The organism is Micromonospora sp. AMSO1212t, assembly GCF_008868145.1.
GTDB lineage: Bacteria > Actinomycetota > Actinomycetes > Mycobacteriales > Micromonosporaceae > Micromonospora > Micromonospora tulbaghiae.
Window position 1 is genome coordinate 1 of sequence record NZ_WBKS01000041.1, and the last position, 17,916, is coordinate 17,916.

At 73.6% G+C, this 17,916-nt stretch carries 21 protein-coding genes, 1 tRNA gene and 1 pseudogene; 11 read left to right on the plus strand and 12 right to left on the minus strand.

Translation table 11 applies throughout. From position 1 onward, the window contains the following. The coding region (locus F8279_RS13385; protein WP_192580691.1) for a cellulose-binding domain-containing protein at positions 1–443 on the minus strand (443 nt) is incomplete at its 3' end. 123 nt (positions 444–566) lie between these two features. Continuing rightward, complete coding sequence (locus F8279_RS13390; RefSeq protein WP_151500100.1) at positions 567–1,577, minus strand: saccharopine dehydrogenase NADP-binding domain-containing protein; 1,011 nt, start codon at positions 1,575–1,577, stop codon at positions 567–569. A gap of 94 nt (positions 1,578–1,671) precedes the next feature. Here F8279_RS13390 and F8279_RS13395 point away from each other — a divergent pair, with 94 nt between their 5' ends. Genes F8279_RS13395 through rox form a run of 3 tightly spaced genes read left to right on the plus strand, consistent with a single transcriptional unit; the run spans position 1,672 to position 4,440 of the window. After that, positions 1,672–2,610, plus strand: coding sequence for a helix-turn-helix domain-containing protein (locus tag F8279_RS13395; protein WP_151500101.1), 939 nt, complete (start codon positions 1,672–1,674; stop codon positions 2,608–2,610). Positions 2,611–2,662: 52 nt separating this feature from the next. Further along, entirely contained in the window at positions 2,663–2,986 is a 324-nt protein-coding gene (locus F8279_RS13400; RefSeq protein ID WP_151500102.1) for a hypothetical protein, read from the plus strand. Positions 2,987–3,006: 20 nt separating this feature from the next. Then, complete coding sequence (gene rox, locus F8279_RS13405; RefSeq protein ID WP_151500103.1) at positions 3,007–4,440, plus strand: rifampin monooxygenase; 1,434 nt, start codon at positions 3,007–3,009, stop codon at positions 4,438–4,440. 25 nt (positions 4,441–4,465) lie between these two features. Here the strand turns inward: rox and F8279_RS13410 are convergent, their stop codons facing one another. Then, the gene (locus F8279_RS13410) at positions 4,466–5,140 is read right to left on the minus strand and encodes a hypothetical protein (RefSeq protein WP_151500104.1); all 675 of its coding nucleotides are present in this window, start codon (positions 5,138–5,140) and stop codon (positions 4,466–4,468) included. Between the two features lie 200 nt (positions 5,141–5,340). Between F8279_RS13410 and F8279_RS13415 the strand changes: the two genes are divergently transcribed. From F8279_RS13415 to F8279_RS13430, 4 genes are all read left to right on the plus strand, one after another. Next, entirely contained in the window at positions 5,341–5,979 is a 639-nt protein-coding gene (locus F8279_RS13415; RefSeq protein ID WP_225853261.1) for a DUF1963 domain-containing protein, read from the plus strand. Positions 5,980–6,006: 27 nt separating this feature from the next. Beyond that, on the plus strand, positions 6,007–6,354 hold the full coding sequence (locus F8279_RS13420) for a helix-turn-helix transcriptional regulator (protein ID WP_013473924.1): 348 nt from the start codon (positions 6,007–6,009) through the stop codon (positions 6,352–6,354). Continuing rightward, a complete protein-coding gene (locus F8279_RS13425; RefSeq protein ID WP_091415186.1) occupies positions 6,351–6,830 on the plus strand; it encodes an SRPBCC family protein in 480 nt (159 codons plus the stop codon). Before F8279_RS13420 ends, F8279_RS13425 begins: the two co-directional genes overlap by 4 nt. A gap of 157 nt (positions 6,831–6,987) precedes the next feature. Next, complete coding sequence (locus F8279_RS13430; protein ID WP_091415182.1) at positions 6,988–7,683, plus strand: proteasome protein; 696 nt, start codon at positions 6,988–6,990, stop codon at positions 7,681–7,683. Positions 7,684–7,804: 121 nt separating this feature from the next. Here the strand turns inward: F8279_RS13430 and F8279_RS13435 are convergent. The 6 genes from F8279_RS13435 to F8279_RS13460 form a co-directional block, all read right to left on the minus strand. Continuing rightward, positions 7,805–7,878: transfer RNA gene (locus F8279_RS13435), tRNA-Ala, on the minus strand. 189 nt (positions 7,879–8,067) lie between these two features. Beyond that, positions 8,068–8,850, minus strand: a complete 783-nt coding sequence (locus F8279_RS13440) for a hypothetical protein (protein WP_175438611.1) — start codon at positions 8,848–8,850, stop codon at positions 8,068–8,070. A gap of 169 nt (positions 8,851–9,019) precedes the next feature. Then, entirely contained in the window at positions 9,020–9,628 is a 609-nt protein-coding gene (locus F8279_RS13445; RefSeq protein ID WP_225853262.1) for a GNAT family N-acetyltransferase, read from the minus strand. Positions 9,629–9,713: 85 nt separating this feature from the next. After that, positions 9,714–11,027, minus strand: a complete 1,314-nt coding sequence (gene glp, locus F8279_RS13450) for a gephyrin-like molybdotransferase Glp (RefSeq protein ID WP_091415172.1) — start codon at positions 11,025–11,027, stop codon at positions 9,714–9,716. Continuing rightward, positions 11,024–12,013, minus strand: a complete 990-nt coding sequence (locus tag F8279_RS13455; RefSeq protein ID WP_091415168.1) for a UTP--glucose-1-phosphate uridylyltransferase — start codon at positions 12,011–12,013, stop codon at positions 11,024–11,026. The genes glp and F8279_RS13455 overlap by 4 nt, the downstream gene beginning before the upstream one ends. Positions 12,014–12,022: 9 nt before the next feature. After that, entirely contained in the window at positions 12,023–14,212 is a 2,190-nt protein-coding gene (locus F8279_RS13460; RefSeq protein WP_175438610.1) for a diguanylate cyclase, read from the minus strand. Positions 14,213–14,336: 124 nt separating this feature from the next. On the opposite strand from F8279_RS13460, the gene F8279_RS13465 reads away from it, so the two are divergent. Both F8279_RS13465 and F8279_RS30590 read left to right on the plus strand, forming a co-directional pair. Beyond that, positions 14,337–14,942, plus strand: a complete 606-nt coding sequence (locus tag F8279_RS13465; RefSeq protein ID WP_192580692.1) for a 5-formyltetrahydrofolate cyclo-ligase — start codon at positions 14,337–14,339, stop codon at positions 14,940–14,942. A gap of 63 nt (positions 14,943–15,005) precedes the next feature. Beyond that, a pseudogene (locus F8279_RS30590) lies at positions 15,006–15,146 on the plus strand (FmdB family zinc ribbon protein); the annotation flags it as partial. 14 nt (positions 15,147–15,160) lie between these two features. Here F8279_RS30590 and F8279_RS30595 read toward each other — a convergent pair. Beyond that, entirely contained in the window at positions 15,161–15,373 is a 213-nt protein-coding gene (locus F8279_RS30595) for a hypothetical protein (RefSeq protein WP_225853263.1), read from the minus strand. Between the two features lie 313 nt (positions 15,374–15,686). Here F8279_RS30595 and F8279_RS13475 point away from each other — a divergent pair, with 313 nt between their 5' ends. Then, the gene (locus tag F8279_RS13475; protein WP_151500107.1) at positions 15,687–16,163 is read left to right on the plus strand and encodes a flagellar biosynthesis protein FlgA; all 477 of its coding nucleotides are present in this window, start codon (positions 15,687–15,689) and stop codon (positions 16,161–16,163) included. A 34-nt stretch (positions 16,164–16,197) separates the two neighbouring features. Here the strand turns inward: F8279_RS13475 and F8279_RS30285 are convergent, their stop codons facing one another. Then, positions 16,198–16,374 carry a hypothetical protein gene (locus F8279_RS30285; RefSeq protein ID WP_192580693.1) on the minus strand — a complete coding sequence of 59 codons (177 nt, stop codon included), beginning with the start codon at positions 16,372–16,374 and terminating at the stop codon, positions 16,198–16,200. A gap of 185 nt (positions 16,375–16,559) precedes the next feature. Between F8279_RS30285 and F8279_RS13480 the strand changes: the two genes are divergently transcribed. Further along, entirely contained in the window at positions 16,560–17,267 is a 708-nt protein-coding gene (locus F8279_RS13480; RefSeq protein WP_151500108.1) for a hypothetical protein, read from the plus strand. A gap of 10 nt (positions 17,268–17,277) precedes the next feature. Here F8279_RS13480 and F8279_RS13485 read toward each other — a convergent pair whose 3' ends face one another. Further along, positions 17,278–17,760 (minus strand): DUF2231 domain-containing protein, encoded by a 483-nt coding sequence (locus tag F8279_RS13485; RefSeq protein ID WP_151500109.1) that lies wholly within the window; start codon positions 17,758–17,760, stop codon positions 17,278–17,280. Positions 17,761–17,916 lie beyond the last annotated feature (156 nt).

A 17,916-nucleotide genomic window follows, 5' to 3' on the forward strand; every position in this document is an offset into this window, starting at 1 on the left:
GAACACCGCGCCGACAGCGTTCTCGCTGAACGGGCCACTCCGTTCAGCGAGAACGCTGTCGGCGCGGTGTTCGCGCCGGACCAGGAGCCGTTGAAGCCGAACGAGACGCTGCCGTTGGTGGCGACGGCGCCGTTGTAGCCGACGTTCGTGGCGGTGACGTCGGCGCCGGAGGAGGTGACCGTGGCGCTCCACGCCTGGGTGACCCGCTGGCCGGACGGGAACGTCCAGCGCAGGTTCCAGCCGTTTATCGGATCACCGAGGTTCGTCACGTCGACGTTCGCGGTGAAACCGCCGGGCCACTGGCTGGCGGTCGTGTAGGTGACGCGGCAGCCGGCCGCCGCCTGTGCGTTCGTCGCCATCACGGCGGTGCCGGTCACGAGCGTGGCGGCGGTCGCGGCGACCAGGCCGACCCGCAATCGGGCGGTACGGGGAGAGCGGAACATGGTGGTTCCTTCGTGGTGGGGTGGGGCGCGTGGACGGGAAGGCGGGGCGCGCACCCGCCCAGCGCGAGAGTAAGTTTGGATTCCAAACATTGTCAATCGGCAGACGTGGATGCAGGAAGTACGTCAGGCGGTCGGCGGCGTCTCGACGGTGAGGTGCGCCGACAGCGCGCGCAGGAAATCGGGCGCGTCGAAGATCCGGCCGGCCGAGGCGACGCCCTTCGCCCGCGTCCGCCCGGTCAGGATCCGGTGGACCGCCTCGACCGCCAGCGGCGCGCTGATCGCGTAGATGTCCTGCCCGTGGGCCACCGCCCGCCGCCGGACGTCACCCGCGCGCACCACCACGTCGACTGTGAACGTCTGCGCCGACCGGCCACGCTCGTCCACAGCGGCCGGCGCGTCCCCGGCGGCCAGGTCCCCCGCCGCGTTCACGGTCATGTACGTGCACACCTCCGGGACGTCCAGGTGGCTCGGCACCGTCACCACGTCGGCCATGGTGAACTCGCCGAGCACCGGCCGCACACCCAGCGGCGCCGGGAACTCCCAGTCCAGCCGGGGCAGGTCGCCGTCGGCGTACACCAGGCGCCCGTCGGTGAAGCGGACCCGCCGGCCGTCGCGGCGCTCGCGCGAGACGACGCCGGAGGCGACCGTCCCGGCCGTCGGGTGCCAGCTGCTCAGCCCGTACGCGACCTGCGCCTCGTCGGCCGCCGTCCAGTCCCCCATCGCAGCGGTGACCAGCAGGTCGCCGAGCCCGCCGAAGAACGCCATGGCCGGCACCACGGCGACACCCGCGGCCTCGGCCCGGCCGGCGTAGCGGGCGAACGTGTCCCGGTTCGCCTCGATCTCGGCCGCCACGTCGACGTAGGGGATCCCGGCCCGCAACGCGGCCTCGATCAGCGGGCCGGCGGTCGAGGCGAACGGCCCGGCGCAGTTGACCACCGCCGCCGCCCCGGCCAGCGCCCCGTCCAGCGAGGCCGGATCGTCGACCGACGCCACCCGCTGCTCCACCCCCGGGAACGCGGCCGCCAGCTTCCCCGCGTCGCGTCCCACCGGCAGCGGCTCGTACCCCCGCCCTCGCAGCTCCGCCACCACGAACCGCCCGGTGTGCCCGTACGCCCCGAACACCGCCACCCGCATGATGCTCTCCCTCGAAGATCGACTGAGATGATCCTCGCCGGGATCGGAGGGCCGGGCCAGTGTCGCAAACGCCAATGCCCGTACAGTTTCGGACATGACCCTGATCGCACTCGCCGCCACCGACGGGATGCTGCACTTCGAGCTGGCGGCGGCCTGCGAGATCTTCGTCCGCGACCCGACCGGCCTGGCCGACCCCTGGTACGACCTGGTGGTCTGCGGTCCCGGCCCGGTCGGGGTCGGCCGGTTCGCCGTCACGCCCGACCACGGGCTGGACCACCTGGCCCGCGCCGACACGGTGATCGTCCCGGCGATCGAGGACACCGATGCCGAGCCGCCGTCCGATCTGGTCGACGCCGTCCGCGCCGCGCATGACGCGGGCGCCCGGATGGTCTCGTTCTGCACCGGCGCGTTCGTGTTCGCCGCCGCCGGCATCCTCGACGGGCTCCGCGCCACCACCCACTGGGCGCACACCGACGCGCTCGCCGCCCGCTATCCGCGCGTCCAGGTCGACCCGGACGTGCTCTACGTGGACAACGGCGCGGTGCTCGCCTCCGCCGGCAAGGCCGCCGCGATCGACCTGTGCCTGCACCTGATCCGCCGCGACCACGGCTCCACGGTCGCCAACGCCGTCGCGCGCCGCCTGGTGGTGCCGCCGCACCGCGCCGGCGGCCAGGCGCAGTACGTCACCACGCCGGTTCCGGCCCGCGAGGACCACCCGCTCGCCACGCTGCTCCCCTGGGCGATGGCGCGGCTGGACCGCCCGCTCACCGTCGCGGACCTGGCCCGCCACGCGAACATGAGCACCCGCAACCTGGTCCGGCACTTCACCGCCGCTACCGGCGCCACGCCGTCGCAGTGGCTGGCGACGCAGCGCATCCGGCGGGCGCAGGAGCTGCTGGAGAACACCGACGACAGCATCGACGCCGTCGCCGAGGCGTCGGGCATGGGTACGGCGACGACACTGCGCCGGCACTTCCACCGCACGGTAGGAGTACCGCCGGACACCTACCGCCGCACGTTCCGCCGCGGCTGACCGGATTGCCCGGCGGTAGTAGCGTCGGCCTCCCGACCACCGGGAGCAGACCATGGCGGAGCAGGTACGGGTGCCCGACGACGGCGCCGGCGGCAGCGAGTTCTTCAGCTTCGCGCACACGTACAACGGCTACGAACTGCGGGACGGCTTCGAGCCGCTCGCCGCCGTCGCGCAGGCGGTACGGGAGCGGTGGGAACGGACCGGCGAACTCGGCGACGACGTGGACCAGTTGCGCGCCTGCCTGTTCTTCGAGGCCCGCGCGTTCCGGCACGGGGGATATGGTCGGTTCGACCAGCGGCCGATCGTCGCCGCGCTCGTGTCACGCATCCGCTCCCTGTCCGGTGGTGTCGTGCCGCTCAGGGGGACGGTCGCCTGACACTCGACACGGGGGAAGATGTGTTCGACGTGATCGTGGTCGGCGGTGGACCGACCGGAATGATGCTGGCCGCCGAGCTGCGCCTTCAGGGCGTCGGCGTGCTCGTGCTGGAGCGGGACGCCGAGCCGCCGCCGTACGTGCGCTCGCTCGGCCTGCACGTCCGCAGCATCGAGGTGATGGACCAGCGCGGGCTGCTGGAGCGGTTCCTCGACAACGGCGGCAAGCACCCGATCCGGGGATTCTTCGCCGGCATCGACAAGCCCGCGCCCGCCGACCTGGACACCGCCCACCCGTACGTGCTCGGCATCCCGCAGACGCTCACCGACCGGCTGCTCGCCGACCACGCCGCCGAGGTCGGGGCCGAGATCCGGCGCGGCCGTGCGGTGACCGGGCTGGAGCAGGACGACGACGGCGTGACGGTCCACCTCGACGGCGAGCCCTCGGAGCCGTTGCGGGCGCGGTTCGTGGTCGGCTGCGACGGCGGGCGCAGCACCGTCCGCAAGCTGCTCGGCGTCGGATTCCCCGGCGAGCCGTCGACAATCGACACGCTGTTGGGCGAGATGGAGGCGACCGCCTCCCCGGACGAGATCACCACGATCATGACCGAGGTACGCCGCACCGAGAAGCGGTTCGGGCTCGGGCCGTCCGGCAGGCCCGGCGTGTTCCGGGTGGTCGTACCGGCGGCCGACGTGGCCACGGCGCCGCCCACGCTCGACGACTTCAAACGGCAACTGACCGCGTACGCGGGCACCGACTTCGGCGTGCACTCCCCCCGCTGGCTGTCGCGCTTCGGCGACGCGACCCGCCTGGCCGAGCGGTACCGGATCGGACGGGTGTTCCTGGCCGGCGACGCCGCGCACATCCACCCGCCGCTGGGCGGGCAGGGGCTCAACCTGGGCATCCAGGACGCGTTCAACCTGGGCTGGAAGCTGGCGGCGACCGTGAACGGGTGGACGCCGGACGGCCTGCTGGACACCTACGAGTCCGAGCGGCGCCCGGTCGCGGCCGACGTGCTGACCAACACCCGTGCCCAGATGCTGCTGACCACGAACGAGCCCGGCCCGCAGGCGGTACGGCAGGTGCTGACGCAGCTCATGGACTTCGACGAGGTCAACCGCTTCCTGATCGAGAAGGTCACGGCGATCGGCGTCCGGTACGACGTCGGCGAGGGGCACACCCTGCTCGGGCGGCGGCTGCGCGACGTACCGCTGCCGCAGGGACGCCTGTACGAGCTGATGCGTACCGGCGGCGGGTTGTTGCTCGACGGGACCGGGAAGCTGTCGGTGGACGGCTGGGCCGACCGGGTCGGGCTCGTCGCCGGCACCGGCACCGGCGACGAGCTGGACGTGCCGGCGGTGCTGTTGCGGCCGGACGGGCACGTGGTCTGGGTGGGTGACGACCAGCGGACGCTGGAGGGTGCGCTGACCAGGTGGTTCGGCGGAGCGACGCGGTGAGCTGCCGCCGATCGCCCGCGGGTGTTCAGGGTCCGGTCGTCTGGTAGCTGCGGAGCGCGACTTCGGCGAGTCGGGAGAGGTGGTCGTCGCCGCCGGGCTCGTTGCCCTGCTCATGAACGGTCACCAGGGTGGTGCCGGTCCGGACGAGGATGCTGTCCCATTCCAGCGTGGTCGATCCGGAAGTCGTGCTGGAGTCGACGCGCATGCTCTCGTCGCCCAGTCGCGGCCCCGATACCACAGCGAAGCGGTAGCTGCCTCCGTCCCGGCCCGGTGACGCGACGGTGGGGCACCGGGCGATGAACGCCCGCAGGTCCGCCATCGCGCCTCGGGCGCCGTCGTCGGCGTACGTCCTGAGCACTTCGCTCGCCACCCACGGGTAGTCCGGGCCCTCGGCGGAGCTGACGGTGGCAGCGGCCATCGCCGACGGAGTACCGGTCAGCCGCTTGGCCGACAACAGCGGAATCATGTCCGCACAGTGCACCTCGGGGCCGGGGCGCTGCCGGCCCGCATCCGGGGCCATGACCGTCGCGATGTCCACTGTGAACCCCGGTGGCAGCGCGTCCGTGGTCACCAGCCGCGCCGACAACGACGCGGAGTAGCCGGTGCCGCCGGTCGCCGGAATCGCGGACGGCTTCCCGGTGGTGGGCGTGCCGGTCGCCTCGGCCGTGGAGGGGACGGCTTCGCCCGCCGAACGATCCACTGGATCAGCAGTAGAGGGTCCGCACGCGGCCACCACGCAGACCGCGCCCGCCGCGCCGAACCTCCGCAGCACCATCCTGAGCACCGGGCAGACTCCATCTGTCGTACGGACGCGTCAGGCTACCAACGGACGTGACTCCAATCGGCCGCCCGGCCGCGGGGCCGGCTGCCGGACGGACCCCAGCGCATCCGCGCTCCCCTATGCTGCGCCGCGTGACGGTTCTGATGATCTACAACGGTGACACGGCACCGGACGCTTCCGGCACACGTACCGGTGGTGTTCCGCTCGTGCCCGCGGGCTTCGACTGGCCGGTGTGCGACGAGTGCGACGGACCGATGCAGTTCCTGACCCAGGTCCGGCTCGGCGACATCGACGAGGCCGACGACGGGCTCTTGTCGATCTTCATGTGCCAGAACGATCCGGGCCTGTGCGACGAGTGGGATGCGACCGCCGGCGGCAATCGCGCGTTCGTCTTCCCTTCCGGGGCGCTGGCTCCGCCTGCCGTGCCCTCCGGCGACACCGTCCTGGCGGCCGAGACGTCCGCCGTCGCGTACGTGCCGATGCGGGACTCCGACGGCTACGACGAGGCGCGCGAACGCTGGCGCGGTGAGTCCGGCCGACCGCTGCGAGACGTCCTCGGACAACTCGGCGGACTGCCGGCGTGGCTCCAGTTCGACCAGACGCCCACCTGTCCCGCCTGTGCCCTGCCCATGTCGTTCGTCGTCCAGCTTGAGGAGGGCCACGATCACCACACCGGCTTCAACTTCGGGGGCGGTGGCTGCGGGTACGGATTCCGCTGCCGGCCGTGCTCGACGGCGGCGTTCCTGTGGCAACAGTGACCTGCTTTTCGGGCTTGACGAACGTCAATGGTAAGCCGTAGCTTACCGTTTGTGGGCACTTACCGAACCGAGGACGGGTGGGACGCCCTGGGCGACCCGACGCGGCGGGCGATCATCGCGTGTCTCGCGGAGCAGCCGCGGGCGGTCGGCGAACTGGCCGCGGTGCTGCCGGTCAGCCGGCCGGCGGTGTCGCAGCATCTGCGGGTGCTGAAGGACGCCGGCCTCGTGACGGACCGCACGGCGGGCACGAAGCGTGTCTACCGGCTCAATCCCGCCGGCGTGGCCGCCCTACGAGATCAGCTCGACACCTACTGGAGCCGCGCGTTGGACGGCTTCAAGGACGTCGCCGAGCGCCCTGACGAGGAGGAATCATGAGTGGAACGGATGCGGTGGTACGGCGGCAGATCGTGGTCGACGCGCCGGTCGAGCGCGCCTTCGCGGTGTTCACGGAGCGGTTCGGCGACTTCAAGCCGAAGGAGCACAACCTGCTGTCGTCGCCGATCGCGGAGACGGTGTTCGAGCCGAAGGTCGGTGGACACATCTACGACCGCGCCGAGGACGGCAGCGAGTGCGCCTGGGCGCGGATCCTCGTCTTCGAGCCGCCGGACCGGCTCGTCTTCAGCTGGGACATCAGCCCGGCATGGCAGCTCGAACAAGATCTGGAGAACGCCAGCGAGGTCGAGGTCCGGTTCGTCGCCGAGACACCGGGGCGGACCCGGGTCGAGTTGGAGCACCGCAACCTGGACCGGCACGGTCCGGGCTGGGAGTCGGTTCGTGACGGCGTCGGCCACGACGAGGGCTGGCCGCTGTACCTGAACCGCTACGCCGGCCTGTTCACCGAGGCGAGATAGCGCAGAGTCTCGGCGGCGCGGTGCACGAGTCCCCTCCTGCGGGCTACGAGGGGCCTCCCGTCCCGGGCAGTGAGCGGGCCGACACCTGTCGGGGTGTAGGCAGGCGGGGCGTCGGGTACCTCGCGCCCAACCCCGCACCCCTGCTCAGGAGGACCATATGACCGTCGTACTCGCCGTTGTCTGCAAAGACGGGGTGGTGATCGGCGCCGACTCCCAGATCACCGAGAGCGACCGCGGTCTGAGCTTCCCCGCCCAGAAGCTGCACCCACTGGGCGACTGCGCCGCCTGGGGCGGCAGCGGCGCGCGGGGAGTGCTCAACGACCTGCGCCCCCTTCTCCAGGACTCGGCCACCGCCATCCTCGAAGCACCGGACATCGGCGACGAGTTGCAGGAGCGCGTCCTGCCCGTCTTCAAGAAGCACTACGAGAACTACATCCCGGACGTACCGGGCGAGGGCAGCGGCGGCGGGGTGTCGGCTTACCTGCTCGCGGCCGGCTACAGCCAGGGCGGTCCGTGGATCGTGGAGATCAACCCCAACGGGCTCATCGGCCGCTACGAGGACGTGGGTTTCCACGCCATCGGCTCCGGCGCGCCCATGGCCCAGCAGGCCGGCGCGCTGCTGTCCCACTTCCGGATGACCACGCGCACCGTCGAGTTCGGCGTGGTGGGCATGGTACGGGTGCTGGAGGCGCTGGAGCGGACCTCGCCGTCGGTCGGCCGGCCGTTCAGCGTCGCGTGCATCCGGGAGGAGGGCGCGCACCACCTCGACGAGAAGGAGATCGCCAAAGCGCTGAAGGACGCCGAGCGCTGGCGCGACCTTGAACAGAAGGCGCTCGACGGCCTGTTCGACTGACGGCGGCGGGTGATCCGCCGACGACCGGCACGGTGGCGGCCCGTCGGGGTTGTCCACCGTGCCATAGGGTCGGGTTCGAAAAAGGCCGTCTCCGACTGGCGGAAACGGCCTTTGAACTGGGTGGAGCTGAGGGGATTTGAACCCCTGACCCCCTCGATGCGAACGAGGTGCGCTACCGGTCTGCGCCACAGCCCCTCCGCCGGCGAACCGGCGTCGGTCCCACCCAGCTTTCACCGGGTGGGCCGGCGACAAGGCTAACAGGTCGCGCCCCCACGACGCGAACCGCCCCACCGCCCACGTAGATCTTGGAAGAAAGCGGCCCTCGGAGGGGCCCAATTCTTCCAAGATCGCCGCCGAAAGCGCGCGACGAGCCGGGCGAGGCGGTCAGGCGCCTCGGCCGGACTGGTAGGGGCGTCCGCGCAGGCCGCCCGCACGCCGGTAGGACACCGAGCCGCCGCTCGCCGCCGGCGGCAGGTCCGCGGGACGGTCCAGCCCCATCGCCGTACGCCGGACCGCCTCGCGCTGGGCGGCCAGCCGGCGCTGCGCCTCCCGCCGGGCCGCCGCGCGCCGGGCCTGTTCGCGGCGCACCTCGGCCTGGCGGGCGGCCAGCCAGGCCGCCTCACGGGCGTCCGCGCGCCGCCGCCGGCGCTCGGCCAGGGCGCGCTGCCGCAGGTGTACGACGTACGCCACGAGCAGTGCGCCGGTGACCGAGACGCTGATCCAGAACCCGGGTCCGACGAGCACCACGCCGCCCAGCTCGACGAGGTTGAGCAGCAGCAGCGCGGCCAGTACCCGGCGCCGGCGGTAGATCGCCGGGGTGTGCCGTCGCCGGGGCGGGTGCCGTCGGCGGGACTGGGCCGGCACCGCGGAGACAGGCCGGAGCCGCCCGGAGCGACGCCGCAGCGGTGGCGCGGAGACCGGGCGAGCAAGACTACCCGTGTCGGAGTCTTCACTGAGGGTCACAACGAGGGAGCGCGGGGGGTGCAGTGGTCGCCGCCCGGGCACGGTGCGCCGTCGACGCTGGCGCTGGAGCACCCGCGCCGTCGACTGCGCCCGCTCCGCCACCAGCCGCTCGGTGGCGTCGTACCGGCGGACCAGCGCCGGAGCGAGGGCGAGCAGACCGGCGGCGGCGAGGACGGCGAGGAGCACCGACGTGGGCACCCTCACCCCTCCCGTCACCAAAGTTCGGGGCGAGCGTCACACCGCCGCAACTTCTTCCGTCGACCGTCGTTTACGGCGCACTTCGTGCGGGCGGGCAGCGCTTGCCACAGCTTGCAGTTACTTGAGGTTACGGGCCGCCGACCCGGTTCACAGTGCGCCGCGCCGGGCGTTCGCCTCAGCGGCGGTTGTCACGTACGCGGTGCCAGCGCGCCAGCAGTCCGCCCTCGGCGACCACTTCCTCGCCGGTCATCGCGTATCCGATGTGGTCGCGCCACGCGCCGTCGATGTGCATGTAGCGCACGTGATAGGCCTCCTCGCGGAAGCCGAGCTTCTCCACCACCCGCCGGGACGGCATGTTCTCCGGCCGGATGTTCACCTCGATCCGGTGCAGGCCGCCCGGCCCGAACGCGTGGTCCACGGCGAGCGCGACAGCGGTCGGGATCACGCCGCGACCGGCCACCCTGGAGTCGACCCAGTAGCCCACGTACCCGGAACAGAACGCCCGCCGCACGATGCTGCCGATGTTGACGTGGCCGACCAGCCGCTCCTGCCCGTTCTCGCGCAGGCAGACCGCGAACGGCATGCCCTCACCGGTACGCGCGGACTTGCGCTGGTCGGCGTGCACCAGGCGGAACGCGGCGGGCGAGTTCGTCTCGTACCAGCCGCCGGGCACATGGGACTCCCACGGCGCCAGCCACTCCCGGTTCGCGCGCCGGATCTCCGACCAGGCGGTGGCGTCCGAACGCCGGTACGGCCGCAGCACCACCGGACCGTCCACCAGCACCGCCGGCCACCCCGGCGCCCGCCGGAACCTCACCGAGTCGGCCTTTCGCTCGCGACTGCGGGGCTCGCAAGCTCACTCCTCGCGCTCACCGGCGCCGGTCCAGCAACAACACATCCACGGTAGACCCCGCAGCGGCTGTGGTGACCCGCTCGCCGAGCACCAGCAGGCCGTTCGCCTCGGCCAGGCCGGAGAGCGTGTACGGGCCACCGGCGAGCGGCTGCACCGTGTACCCGCCTCCGCGCCGCTCGGCCACGTGCGCGGGCCGGAACTCGCGCAGCCCCACCGGGGACGAGACCGTCTCCAGCAGGTGCGCGCGGACGCTCGGCCGGAACACCGGCTCGGCCCCGGCCAGCAGCTGGATGGCCGGCCGGGCCAGCACCTCGAAGCCGATCAGCGCCGCACCGGGCTCACCGGGAAGACACACCACCGGCACCTCCTCGGCGCCGACCGTACCGAACCCGAGGGCCGTTCCGGGATAGAGGGCCACCTCTGTGAAGGTGACCGGCCCGGCCCGGCCGCCGTCGCGGCGGGACAGGATGCGGCGGACCATGTCGCCGGGGCCGGTGCCGGTGCCGCCGGTGGTGATGATCAGGTCGGCGCGCAGCGTCTGGTCCTCCAGCAGGCCGCGCAGCGCCTCCGGGTCGTCGTCGCAGATCCCCACCCGGTACGCGAGCGCGCCCGCCTCCGCCGCCGCCGCGGTCAGCGCGTGCGAGTTGGTGTCCACCACCTGCCCCGGCTGGCTCCCCCGGCCCACGTCCACCAGCTCGTCACCGGTGGCCACGATGACCACGCGCGGGCTGGGTCGCACCACCACGTGCCCGATGCCGGTGGCGGCGAACACCGCGACCAGGGCCGGCGACACGTACGCGCCGGCGCGGGCGAGCAGCGTGCCGGCGACCAGTTCGTCCCCGGCGCGGCGCAGGCCGTACCCCCGTTTGGGGGCGCGGAAGATCTCGACGGCGGCCATGCCCTGGTCGGTCCACTCCACCGGGACGACCACGTCCGCGCCGATCGGCAGCGGCGCGCCGGCCGCCACCGAGAAGCAGGAGCCGGGGGTGAGCCGGACCGGTCGCCAGCTCGCCGCGCCGAGGTCACCCACCACGTTGAGGCGGATGCTGCGGCCGCCGGGCATACCGGAGGGGGCCGGGACGTAGCCCGGCCCCCGACTCCCACCGGAGATGTCCTCCCAGCGCGCGGCGTACCCGTCCACCGCCGCCTGGTCGAAGGCGGGGTACGAGTGCGGGGCGACCACGTCCTCGGCGAGCACGTTGCCGTACGCCTGGGTCAGGTCGAGGTCGAGTGGAGGCAGCGCGCGTAACCTGCGCAGCACACTGCCCAGGTAGTCGGCGAGCGGCGTCAACTCGTTCGCGGCCGCCTCGGCGTCGGCCGTCGCGGTCATGTATCGGCACCGCCGGACGCGTCGCGGATGCCGTTGAGGACCGCGGCGGTGACCGTCTCGTCGCCGTTGTTGACGAACTCGGTCAGCCACTTGCGGAACTCGGCGCCCAGGTCCTCCCGCTCGGCGGCGATCTGCACCACGGTCTGGAGGTAGCCGAGCGGCATGCCGGTGTCGTAGCGGGTGCCCCGGTAGACGATGGCGTGCACCGGCACCCCCTCGGTACGCAGCAGCTCCATCGCGTCGGTCAGCTGGATCTCGCCGCCGCTGCCCGGCTGGGTACGACGGATCGCGTCGAAGATCTTCCCGGGGAGCACGTACCGGCCGAGGACGGCGAGGTTGCTGGGGGCGTCCTCCGGGCTGGGCTTCTCCACCATGCCGGTGACCTTGACGACTTCGGCGATGTCGGCGTATTCCGACTCGGCCGGCTCGACCGACGCGATGCCGTAGCGGCTGGTCTCGGCCGGGTCGACCTCGAAGAACGCGAGCACCACACCGCCGGTGCGGGCCTGGAGTTCGAGCATGGCCGGCAGCAGCGGCTCGGAGGGCTTGACGAACTCGTCGCCGAGCAGCACCGCGAAGGGCGCGTCGCCGACGTGCGACTCGGCGTACCCGACGGCGTGACCGAGGCCGAGCTGTTCCGGCTGGCGGACCGTGTAGATCGCGGCCAGTTCCTCGGTGCGCTTGACCTCGGCCAGCAGCTCGGGCTTCTTGGCGAGCCGTTCCTCCAGGTCGGGCCGGCGGTCGAAGTGGTCCACCATCGAGGTCTTGCCGCGACCGGTGATCAGCAGGATGTCGTCGATGCCGGCCTGCGCGGCCTCCTCGACGATGTACTGCAGCACCGGCCGGTCGACGACCGGCAGCAGTTCCTTGGGAACCGCCTTGGTGGCCGGCAGGAACCGGGTGGCCAGGCCGGCGGCCGGGATCACGGCCTTGACCGCGCGGGAGCGACCGTGGGCCGCTGAGGGGTTCGCTGAGTGCTCCGACATGTCGCGAGACTATCGGCCACGGCTCTGCCGCGGCGGGTGAGGACCGGAAGACGCGCCGCCCTGGACGATGCCCGCCGGGTCCGCCGCGCCGGCCCGGGGCAGCCCGTCCGGCGGGCTGACCCCGGCGGCCACCACCGGGATCTCCTGGGTGGGCACCGGATCGGGCGCCGGCGCGAGCCGGTAGCCGTCGCGTCCGGCGGCCTTCGCCGCGTACAACGCGTCGTCGGCGGCGTCGAGCACCTGCTGGCCGTCGGCGGCGTGGTCCGGGTAGACGGCGATGCCGATGGAGACGGTCACCGGCACCCGCACCGGATCGTCGCCGCTCCCCTCCACCGTGACCGGCTGGTCGCGTACCACCGCGCCGAGCCGCTCGGCGACGATCGTGGCGCCCCGGGCGTCGGTCTCCGGCAGCAGCACCACGAACTCCTCGCCGCCCTGCCGGAACGCCAGGTCCACCTCGCGGATCACGCCGCGTACCCGGCGGGCGAACTCGACCAGCACGGCATCCCCGGCGGCGTGCCCCCAGGTGTCGTTGACGTTCTTGAACCGGTCCAGGTCGAGCGCGAGCACGCTGAGCATGCGGCCGAACCGGTTCGCCCGCTCCACCTCGCGGCGGATCGACTCGCGCAGGTAGCGGTAGTTCCACAGGCCGGTGAGCGGGTCGGTGAGGGAGAGCCGCTGCGCCTCCTCGTGCACCCGGACGTTCTCCACCGCGACCGCCGCGTGTCCGGCGAACGTCCGCAGCGTCACCACGTCGTCGTCGTGGAACTCGTGCCCGCCGAGCCGGTCGTAGAGCACGAGCACGCCGAGCGCCGCACAGGCCGAGCCGGGCGGGTCGCCGTCGGCGGGCGGGTGGCCGGGCCGGTCCGGTCCGCGCGGCTCGGCGGCGCCGGGGGTGGCGAACGGCACCGCCACGTACGTCTCGCAGGACGGCTCCCCGGTCGGTGTGTCCGGCGGCGCCCACCGTCCGCGCAGCGGCTCGCCGGTGGCGGCCACCGCGCCGAGCACCCCGGCGCCGACCGGCACCCGCAGCGTCGCCGGGTCGGCCGGGTCGCCCGTCGGCCGGCGCCCGGTCATTCCTTCCACGCACCGCCCGACGAGCACGCCGTCGCCGTCGACGAGCAGCACCGCGCCGGCCCGGGCGCCGGTGGCGGCGATCGCGCTGTCCAGGATCACCCGCAGGATGCGTTGCAGGTCGTGCGTGCTGGCGAGCGTGTCGCCGAGCACCGCCAGGTGGTTGCGGAGCTGGTCGCGGCTGCTGGTCAGCGCCGTCACGTAGGTGCCGGTCTCCCGGGTCATCCGGTTGAACGCGCTGGCCAGCCGCCCGATCTCGTCGCGGCTGCGCACCGGCACCCGGGCGCTCAGGTCACCGCGCGCCACCCGGTCCACCGCGCCGGCAAGCTCACCCAGTGGCCGGGTGGTCACCCGGGCCAGCCGCCAGGCCGCGAGCACTGCGAGCAGGGCGGCGAGCGCGACGGCGGCGATCAGTGCCCCGTACAGGCCGGGCGCGCGTTCCCCCGGTACCGACAGCACAAGCGGCAGCGGCTGACCGGGAGACGGACCGACCCGCCGCACGTACCGGCCGTCGCCGGTGCCGGTCACCCGGTTCCCGTCCGCCTTGCCGGCGGCGGCCAGCACCGCCGCGCGTACCCCCTGGTCCTCGGTCGTGTGGGTGATGCCGCCGGGGTCGTCGAGGAGGGTGACCCCGACGCCGGTCACGGCGGCGAGCCGCGCCACGAAGTCCCGGTCGACGGGCTGGGCGGCGGCGACCGCGCCCAGGTCGGTGCCGGCCGGATCGCGGAGCCCGACCTGGGCGGAGAGCGCCCCGACTCCGGTGGCGGGCGTGCCGGCGCAGTCCTGCCAGCGCCCGGCCGGCCCGCCGGCCGTGGCGTAGGTGGCGCGGCCGGCGGCGTCGGCCAGCCGCACGGCGGCGGCCAGGCCCCGGGCGACCACCTGGTCGGCCGCGCGCGACCGGGCGGCCGGGTCGCCGACCAGCGCGACCGCGTCGGCCGCCGCGCGTAGTTGCTGGCAGAGCGCGTCGATCGAGGTACGGACGCCGGCCGCGGCCAGGCCGAGCCGCTCGGTGGCGCGGCTGTGGTCCACGGCGCTGAGCGTGACCCCGACGAAGAACGCGCCGAGCAGGACGGGGCCGAGGACCACCGCGAGGAAAGCCGCCGTCAACCGCCCGCGTAGCGTCAATCTTCCCCCCGGAAGTTCCGCTCCCTTGGTGCGATGCTGACACAGAGCGACCATTAGGCAAGCGTTGCGTCAGGAGTGTTGCGTGCCGGAATTTTCGGATGAAGCGCACGATGCGAAGCGGGAGATGCGCATCGCGCTACTCGCCGCGCGCCGGTCGCTGTCCGCGGCCGACCGCGCGGTGGCGGCGGCCGCCGTCCAGGCCGAGCTGGTGACGTTGGTACGCCGGCTTCGGCCGGCCAGGATGAGCGCGTACGTGCCGGTCGCCTCCGAGCCCGGCGGGGACGACCTGCCGGACGTGCTGCTCGCCGCGCTGCCGCCCGACGCCGAACTGCTGCTGCCGGTGCTCCGCGACGACCTGAACCTGGACTGGGCCCCGTACACCGGCCCGGGGTCGTTGCGCGCCGCCGGCCGGGGTCTGCGCGAGCCGACCGCGGCGCCCCGGGGGCGTATCGCGGTGGCCGGAGCCGCCCTGGTCGTGGTGCCGGCGGTCGCGGTGGACCGCCGGGGCGTGCGGCTGGGCCGGGGCGGCGGCTCGTACGACCGCGCGCTGGCCCGGGTGCCCGCGACAGTGCCGACCGTGGCGCTGCTGCACGACGGCGAGCTGGTCGAGGCGGTGCCCGCCCTGCCGCACGACCGCCCGGTGCACTGTGTGATCACTCCGGCGGACGGGCTGGTGGCGGTCCCGGGTGTGGGCCCGGGCGCTTCCGCTGGACGAACCCGGGGGTCATGACGCACCATTGGCACTCGGAGACCACGAGTGCCAACAGGCCGTGCCGAAGATCCGGAGGAGAACGTGCCCACGTACCAGTACGCCTGCACCGCGTGCGGCCACCAGCTCGAGGCGGTGCAGTCCTTCTCGGACGACCCGCTGACCGAGTGCCCGGCGTGTGAGGGGCGGCTGCGAAAGCTCTTCAACTCGGTGGGCATCGTGTTCAAGGGCTCCGGCTTCTACCGCACGGACTCCCGTTCGTCCGGCTCCGAGGGCGCCTCGACCACGAGCAAGCCGGCCAAGTCCGAGTCGTCCTCGTCGTCGTCCGACTCGTCGTCCTCTTCCTCCGGGTCGTCCTCTTCCTCCGGGTCGTCTTCTTCGTCCGGGTCGTCTTCTTCGTCCGGGTCCGGGTCGGGGTCGACTGCCGGCAAGGCGCCGGCGGCGTCCAGCACGTCCTGAGGCAGCCTTCTCGCGCGACACGTGGCCGTCCCCGCTCGGGGGCGGCCACGTTTCGCTGCCGCCGCTCGGGCGGCCACTTTCGCTGTCGCCGCCCGCTCAAGGACAGCCGCGTTGCTGGTTGCCCGTTGCGGGGCGCAGGTAGCGGACGGGCGTTCCCGGCTGGCCCGTTCTTCACCGCGACGCCCCCGCACGGATCGGTTGTCCACAGGACGGCGGGTTATCCACAGGCGCGAGCTGCGGGGCGGCGAACGGCGTCAGGGCGGGCCTAGCCTGCGTCGGACGGTTGGCCGGCGGCGGGAGGCAGCGGTGACGGATGGCGAGGCGACGTTGCGTCCGGTCCACTGGCGCGGGCTGCCCCGGCGCCGGACGCTGCTGCGGGTGACGCTCGTCGCGGTGCTGCTGGGCCTGGCCGCGGCGGTGCTCCAGACGCCGCCGTCCTGCCCGCCACCTCGCGCCTTGCCGTCCGCCTCGGCGATGGCGTCGCCGTCCGGCGGTATCCGCGCGCTGCCGGCCGGTGCGGTGGGCGTACCGATCCGGCTGGCCGAGCCGGCCGCCCTCGCGGTGCTGCGCCCGGGTGCCCGCGTCGACCTGCTCGTCGTGCCGGCCGGCGGTTCGCCCGACCCGACGCTGCTGGCTCCGCGCGCGTTGGTGCTCGACGTGGTCGGCGCCACCGGAGCGGTCGACGGTTCCTCGGCGCTCTACCTGGCGCTGCCGCCGGAGCAGGCCCGGCGGGCGGTCGGGTTGCCGGAGGGCAGTCGCTTCGCCGTGGTGGTACGCGGCTGACGTGAGCCCGGCGTCAGCCTCGGGGCGGCGCCGATCAGCCCCAGTGCGGGGGGCGCTCGGCGAGCAGCCAGTCGTCGTTGCCGCCCGGGCGCTCGCCCCAGCCGCGGTCGGTGTCGTCGCTGGTCTGTTCGGGCAGCACCACGAAGTCGTCGCTGAGGTCGACCACGCGGTCGTCGTCGTCGCGCGGTGCCCGGATGGCGGGGTCGGTCACGAGCAGCAACGATACCGCCGAACGAGCCACCGGCTGGATCCCCGGGACCGGCCGGATCGTCCCGAGCCCCGGCCGTACCGGGCCGGGAGCCGCCGGAACGCCACCCACCGGGCGCGAGGGCCGGGGTGGCGGTGATCGACGCGTCGGGCGGCCGACCGGCCGGGGCGTTGGTAGCGTCGGACGGCGTGACGACGCCGAGCGGTGGCAGCCCCGACGACGAGACCTGGCGACGCCCGGAGCAACCGGCCACAGCCGGGGAGAACGCCTCCACGGCGGTCCCCAGGGACGGCGCGGGCGCCCGCCCGGCCGGTCCTGGCTTCCGGCCCGGTGGCGTCGGTGCCCCCGGCGGGGGCCATGACCCGGACCGTACCGAGCAGCCGGCCGTGACCGCCGGGCAGCCCGAGCAGAGCACCCCGGCAGCAGACCCAGCCGTCACCGACAGGAGCGACACCGCTGGAGCCGCCGGAACAGCGGAGACGCCGGAGGCGTCCGGAGCGGCAGACACGCCGGAGGCGGCCGGAGCGGCGGAGACGCCGGAGGCGGCCGGGAACGCCAGCCCGTGGTCACGTGAGGCGGCCACCGAGAGCCCGTGGGCCCGGCCGGAGGCGGCAGGCGGCTGGACGGTGGCCGGTGGCGCGTGGCCGGGCCCGCCCGGAGGTGGCCCGCCTCCCTCGGGGTACGCGGGACCGCCGCCGAGCACGCCTCCGCCACCCGGCTGGCGGCCACCGGTACACGTGCAGCCGTCACCGCCCCGCCGGCTGCCGCCGCAGGACATGGCCGCGATGGACCAGGCGGAGCAGCGCGCGCAACGGCTCACCTACGGCATCGGGGCAGCCGTCGCCGTGGTGCTGGTCCTGCTCACCTGCCTGCTGTGCTCGCGGGTGCTGTTCTGACCCGCGCCGGTCAGACGACGCCGTCCCAGACCATCTTGGCGCCGCTGTCACCGGTCCAGTAGACGTACACGAGCGCGAAGACCGCGAGCACCGCCACCACGACGGTGAGCACCACCGGGAGCCAGCGGGGCAGGTTCCGGCCGGCGACGAGGCGGCTGGTCGACAGCACGAGCAGCAGCGCGGCGACGCCGAGCCCGAGCGCGAACCAGAACAGCGTGTCGCCGTACTCGGCGTGCTCGCTGATCTGCTGGAGCCGGTCCGGCGGGTAACCCTTCGCGCGCAGGGCCTCCTCCAGCTCCTCGCCTGATTCGGTCGCCACCCAGGCGACGATCGGGGTGACCACGGCGAGCGCCGCGACCGCCCAGTCGAGGCGGTGCCGCCAGCGGGGCAGCAGCCCGTACCCGACGGCGAGCAGTGCCAGCAGCGGCACCAGCACCACCGCCGCGTGGATGACGAGCACATGGACCGGCAGACCGTTGATTTCCCTGAACACCGACACCTCCGGCGAGTGGGTGGTTTGGCGCGCTCAGCGTACGGCGTGACGCCGTCTGTCTCGATACACGCGAGCGCGGCGGCACCGGTTCACCTGTGGCCCCGGCCACGGGTGGACAACGCTCGCTTGTCGGCCCGCCTGCCCCGTGCTGTCATG

What these genes read in the sequence shown, in the direction of transcription:
- F8279_RS13390 (WP_151500100.1), bottom strand. Translation starts at nt 1,577, where the DNA reads ATGCGGGTGGCGGTGTTCGGGGCGTACGGGCACACCGGGCGGTTCGTG.
- F8279_RS13395 (WP_151500101.1), top strand. Translation starts at nt 1,672, where the DNA reads ATGACCCTGATCGCACTCGCCGCCACCGACGGGATGCTGCACTTCGAG.
- F8279_RS13400 (WP_151500102.1), top strand. Translation starts at nt 2,663, where the DNA reads ATGGCGGAGCAGGTACGGGTGCCCGACGACGGCGCCGGCGGCAGCGAG.
- F8279_RS13415 (WP_225853261.1), top strand. Translation starts at nt 5,341, where the DNA reads ATGCTGCGCCGCGTGACGGTTCTGATGATCTACAACGGTGACACGGCA.
- F8279_RS13420 (WP_013473924.1), top strand. Translation starts at nt 6,007, where the DNA reads ATGGTAAGCCGTAGCTTACCGTTTGTGGGCACTTACCGAACCGAGGAC.
- F8279_RS13425 (WP_091415186.1), top strand. Translation starts at nt 6,351, where the DNA reads ATGAGTGGAACGGATGCGGTGGTACGGCGGCAGATCGTGGTCGACGCG.
- F8279_RS13430 (WP_091415182.1), top strand. Translation starts at nt 6,988, where the DNA reads ATGACCGTCGTACTCGCCGTTGTCTGCAAAGACGGGGTGGTGATCGGC.
- glp (WP_091415172.1), bottom strand. Translation starts at nt 11,027, where the DNA reads ATGACCGCGACGGCCGACGCCGAGGCGGCCGCGAACGAGTTGACGCCG.
- F8279_RS13455 (WP_091415168.1), bottom strand. Translation starts at nt 12,013, where the DNA reads ATGTCGGAGCACTCAGCGAACCCCTCAGCGGCCCACGGTCGCTCCCGC.
- F8279_RS13465 (WP_192580692.1), top strand. Translation starts at nt 14,337, where the DNA reads ATGCGCATCGCGCTACTCGCCGCGCGCCGGTCGCTGTCCGCGGCCGAC.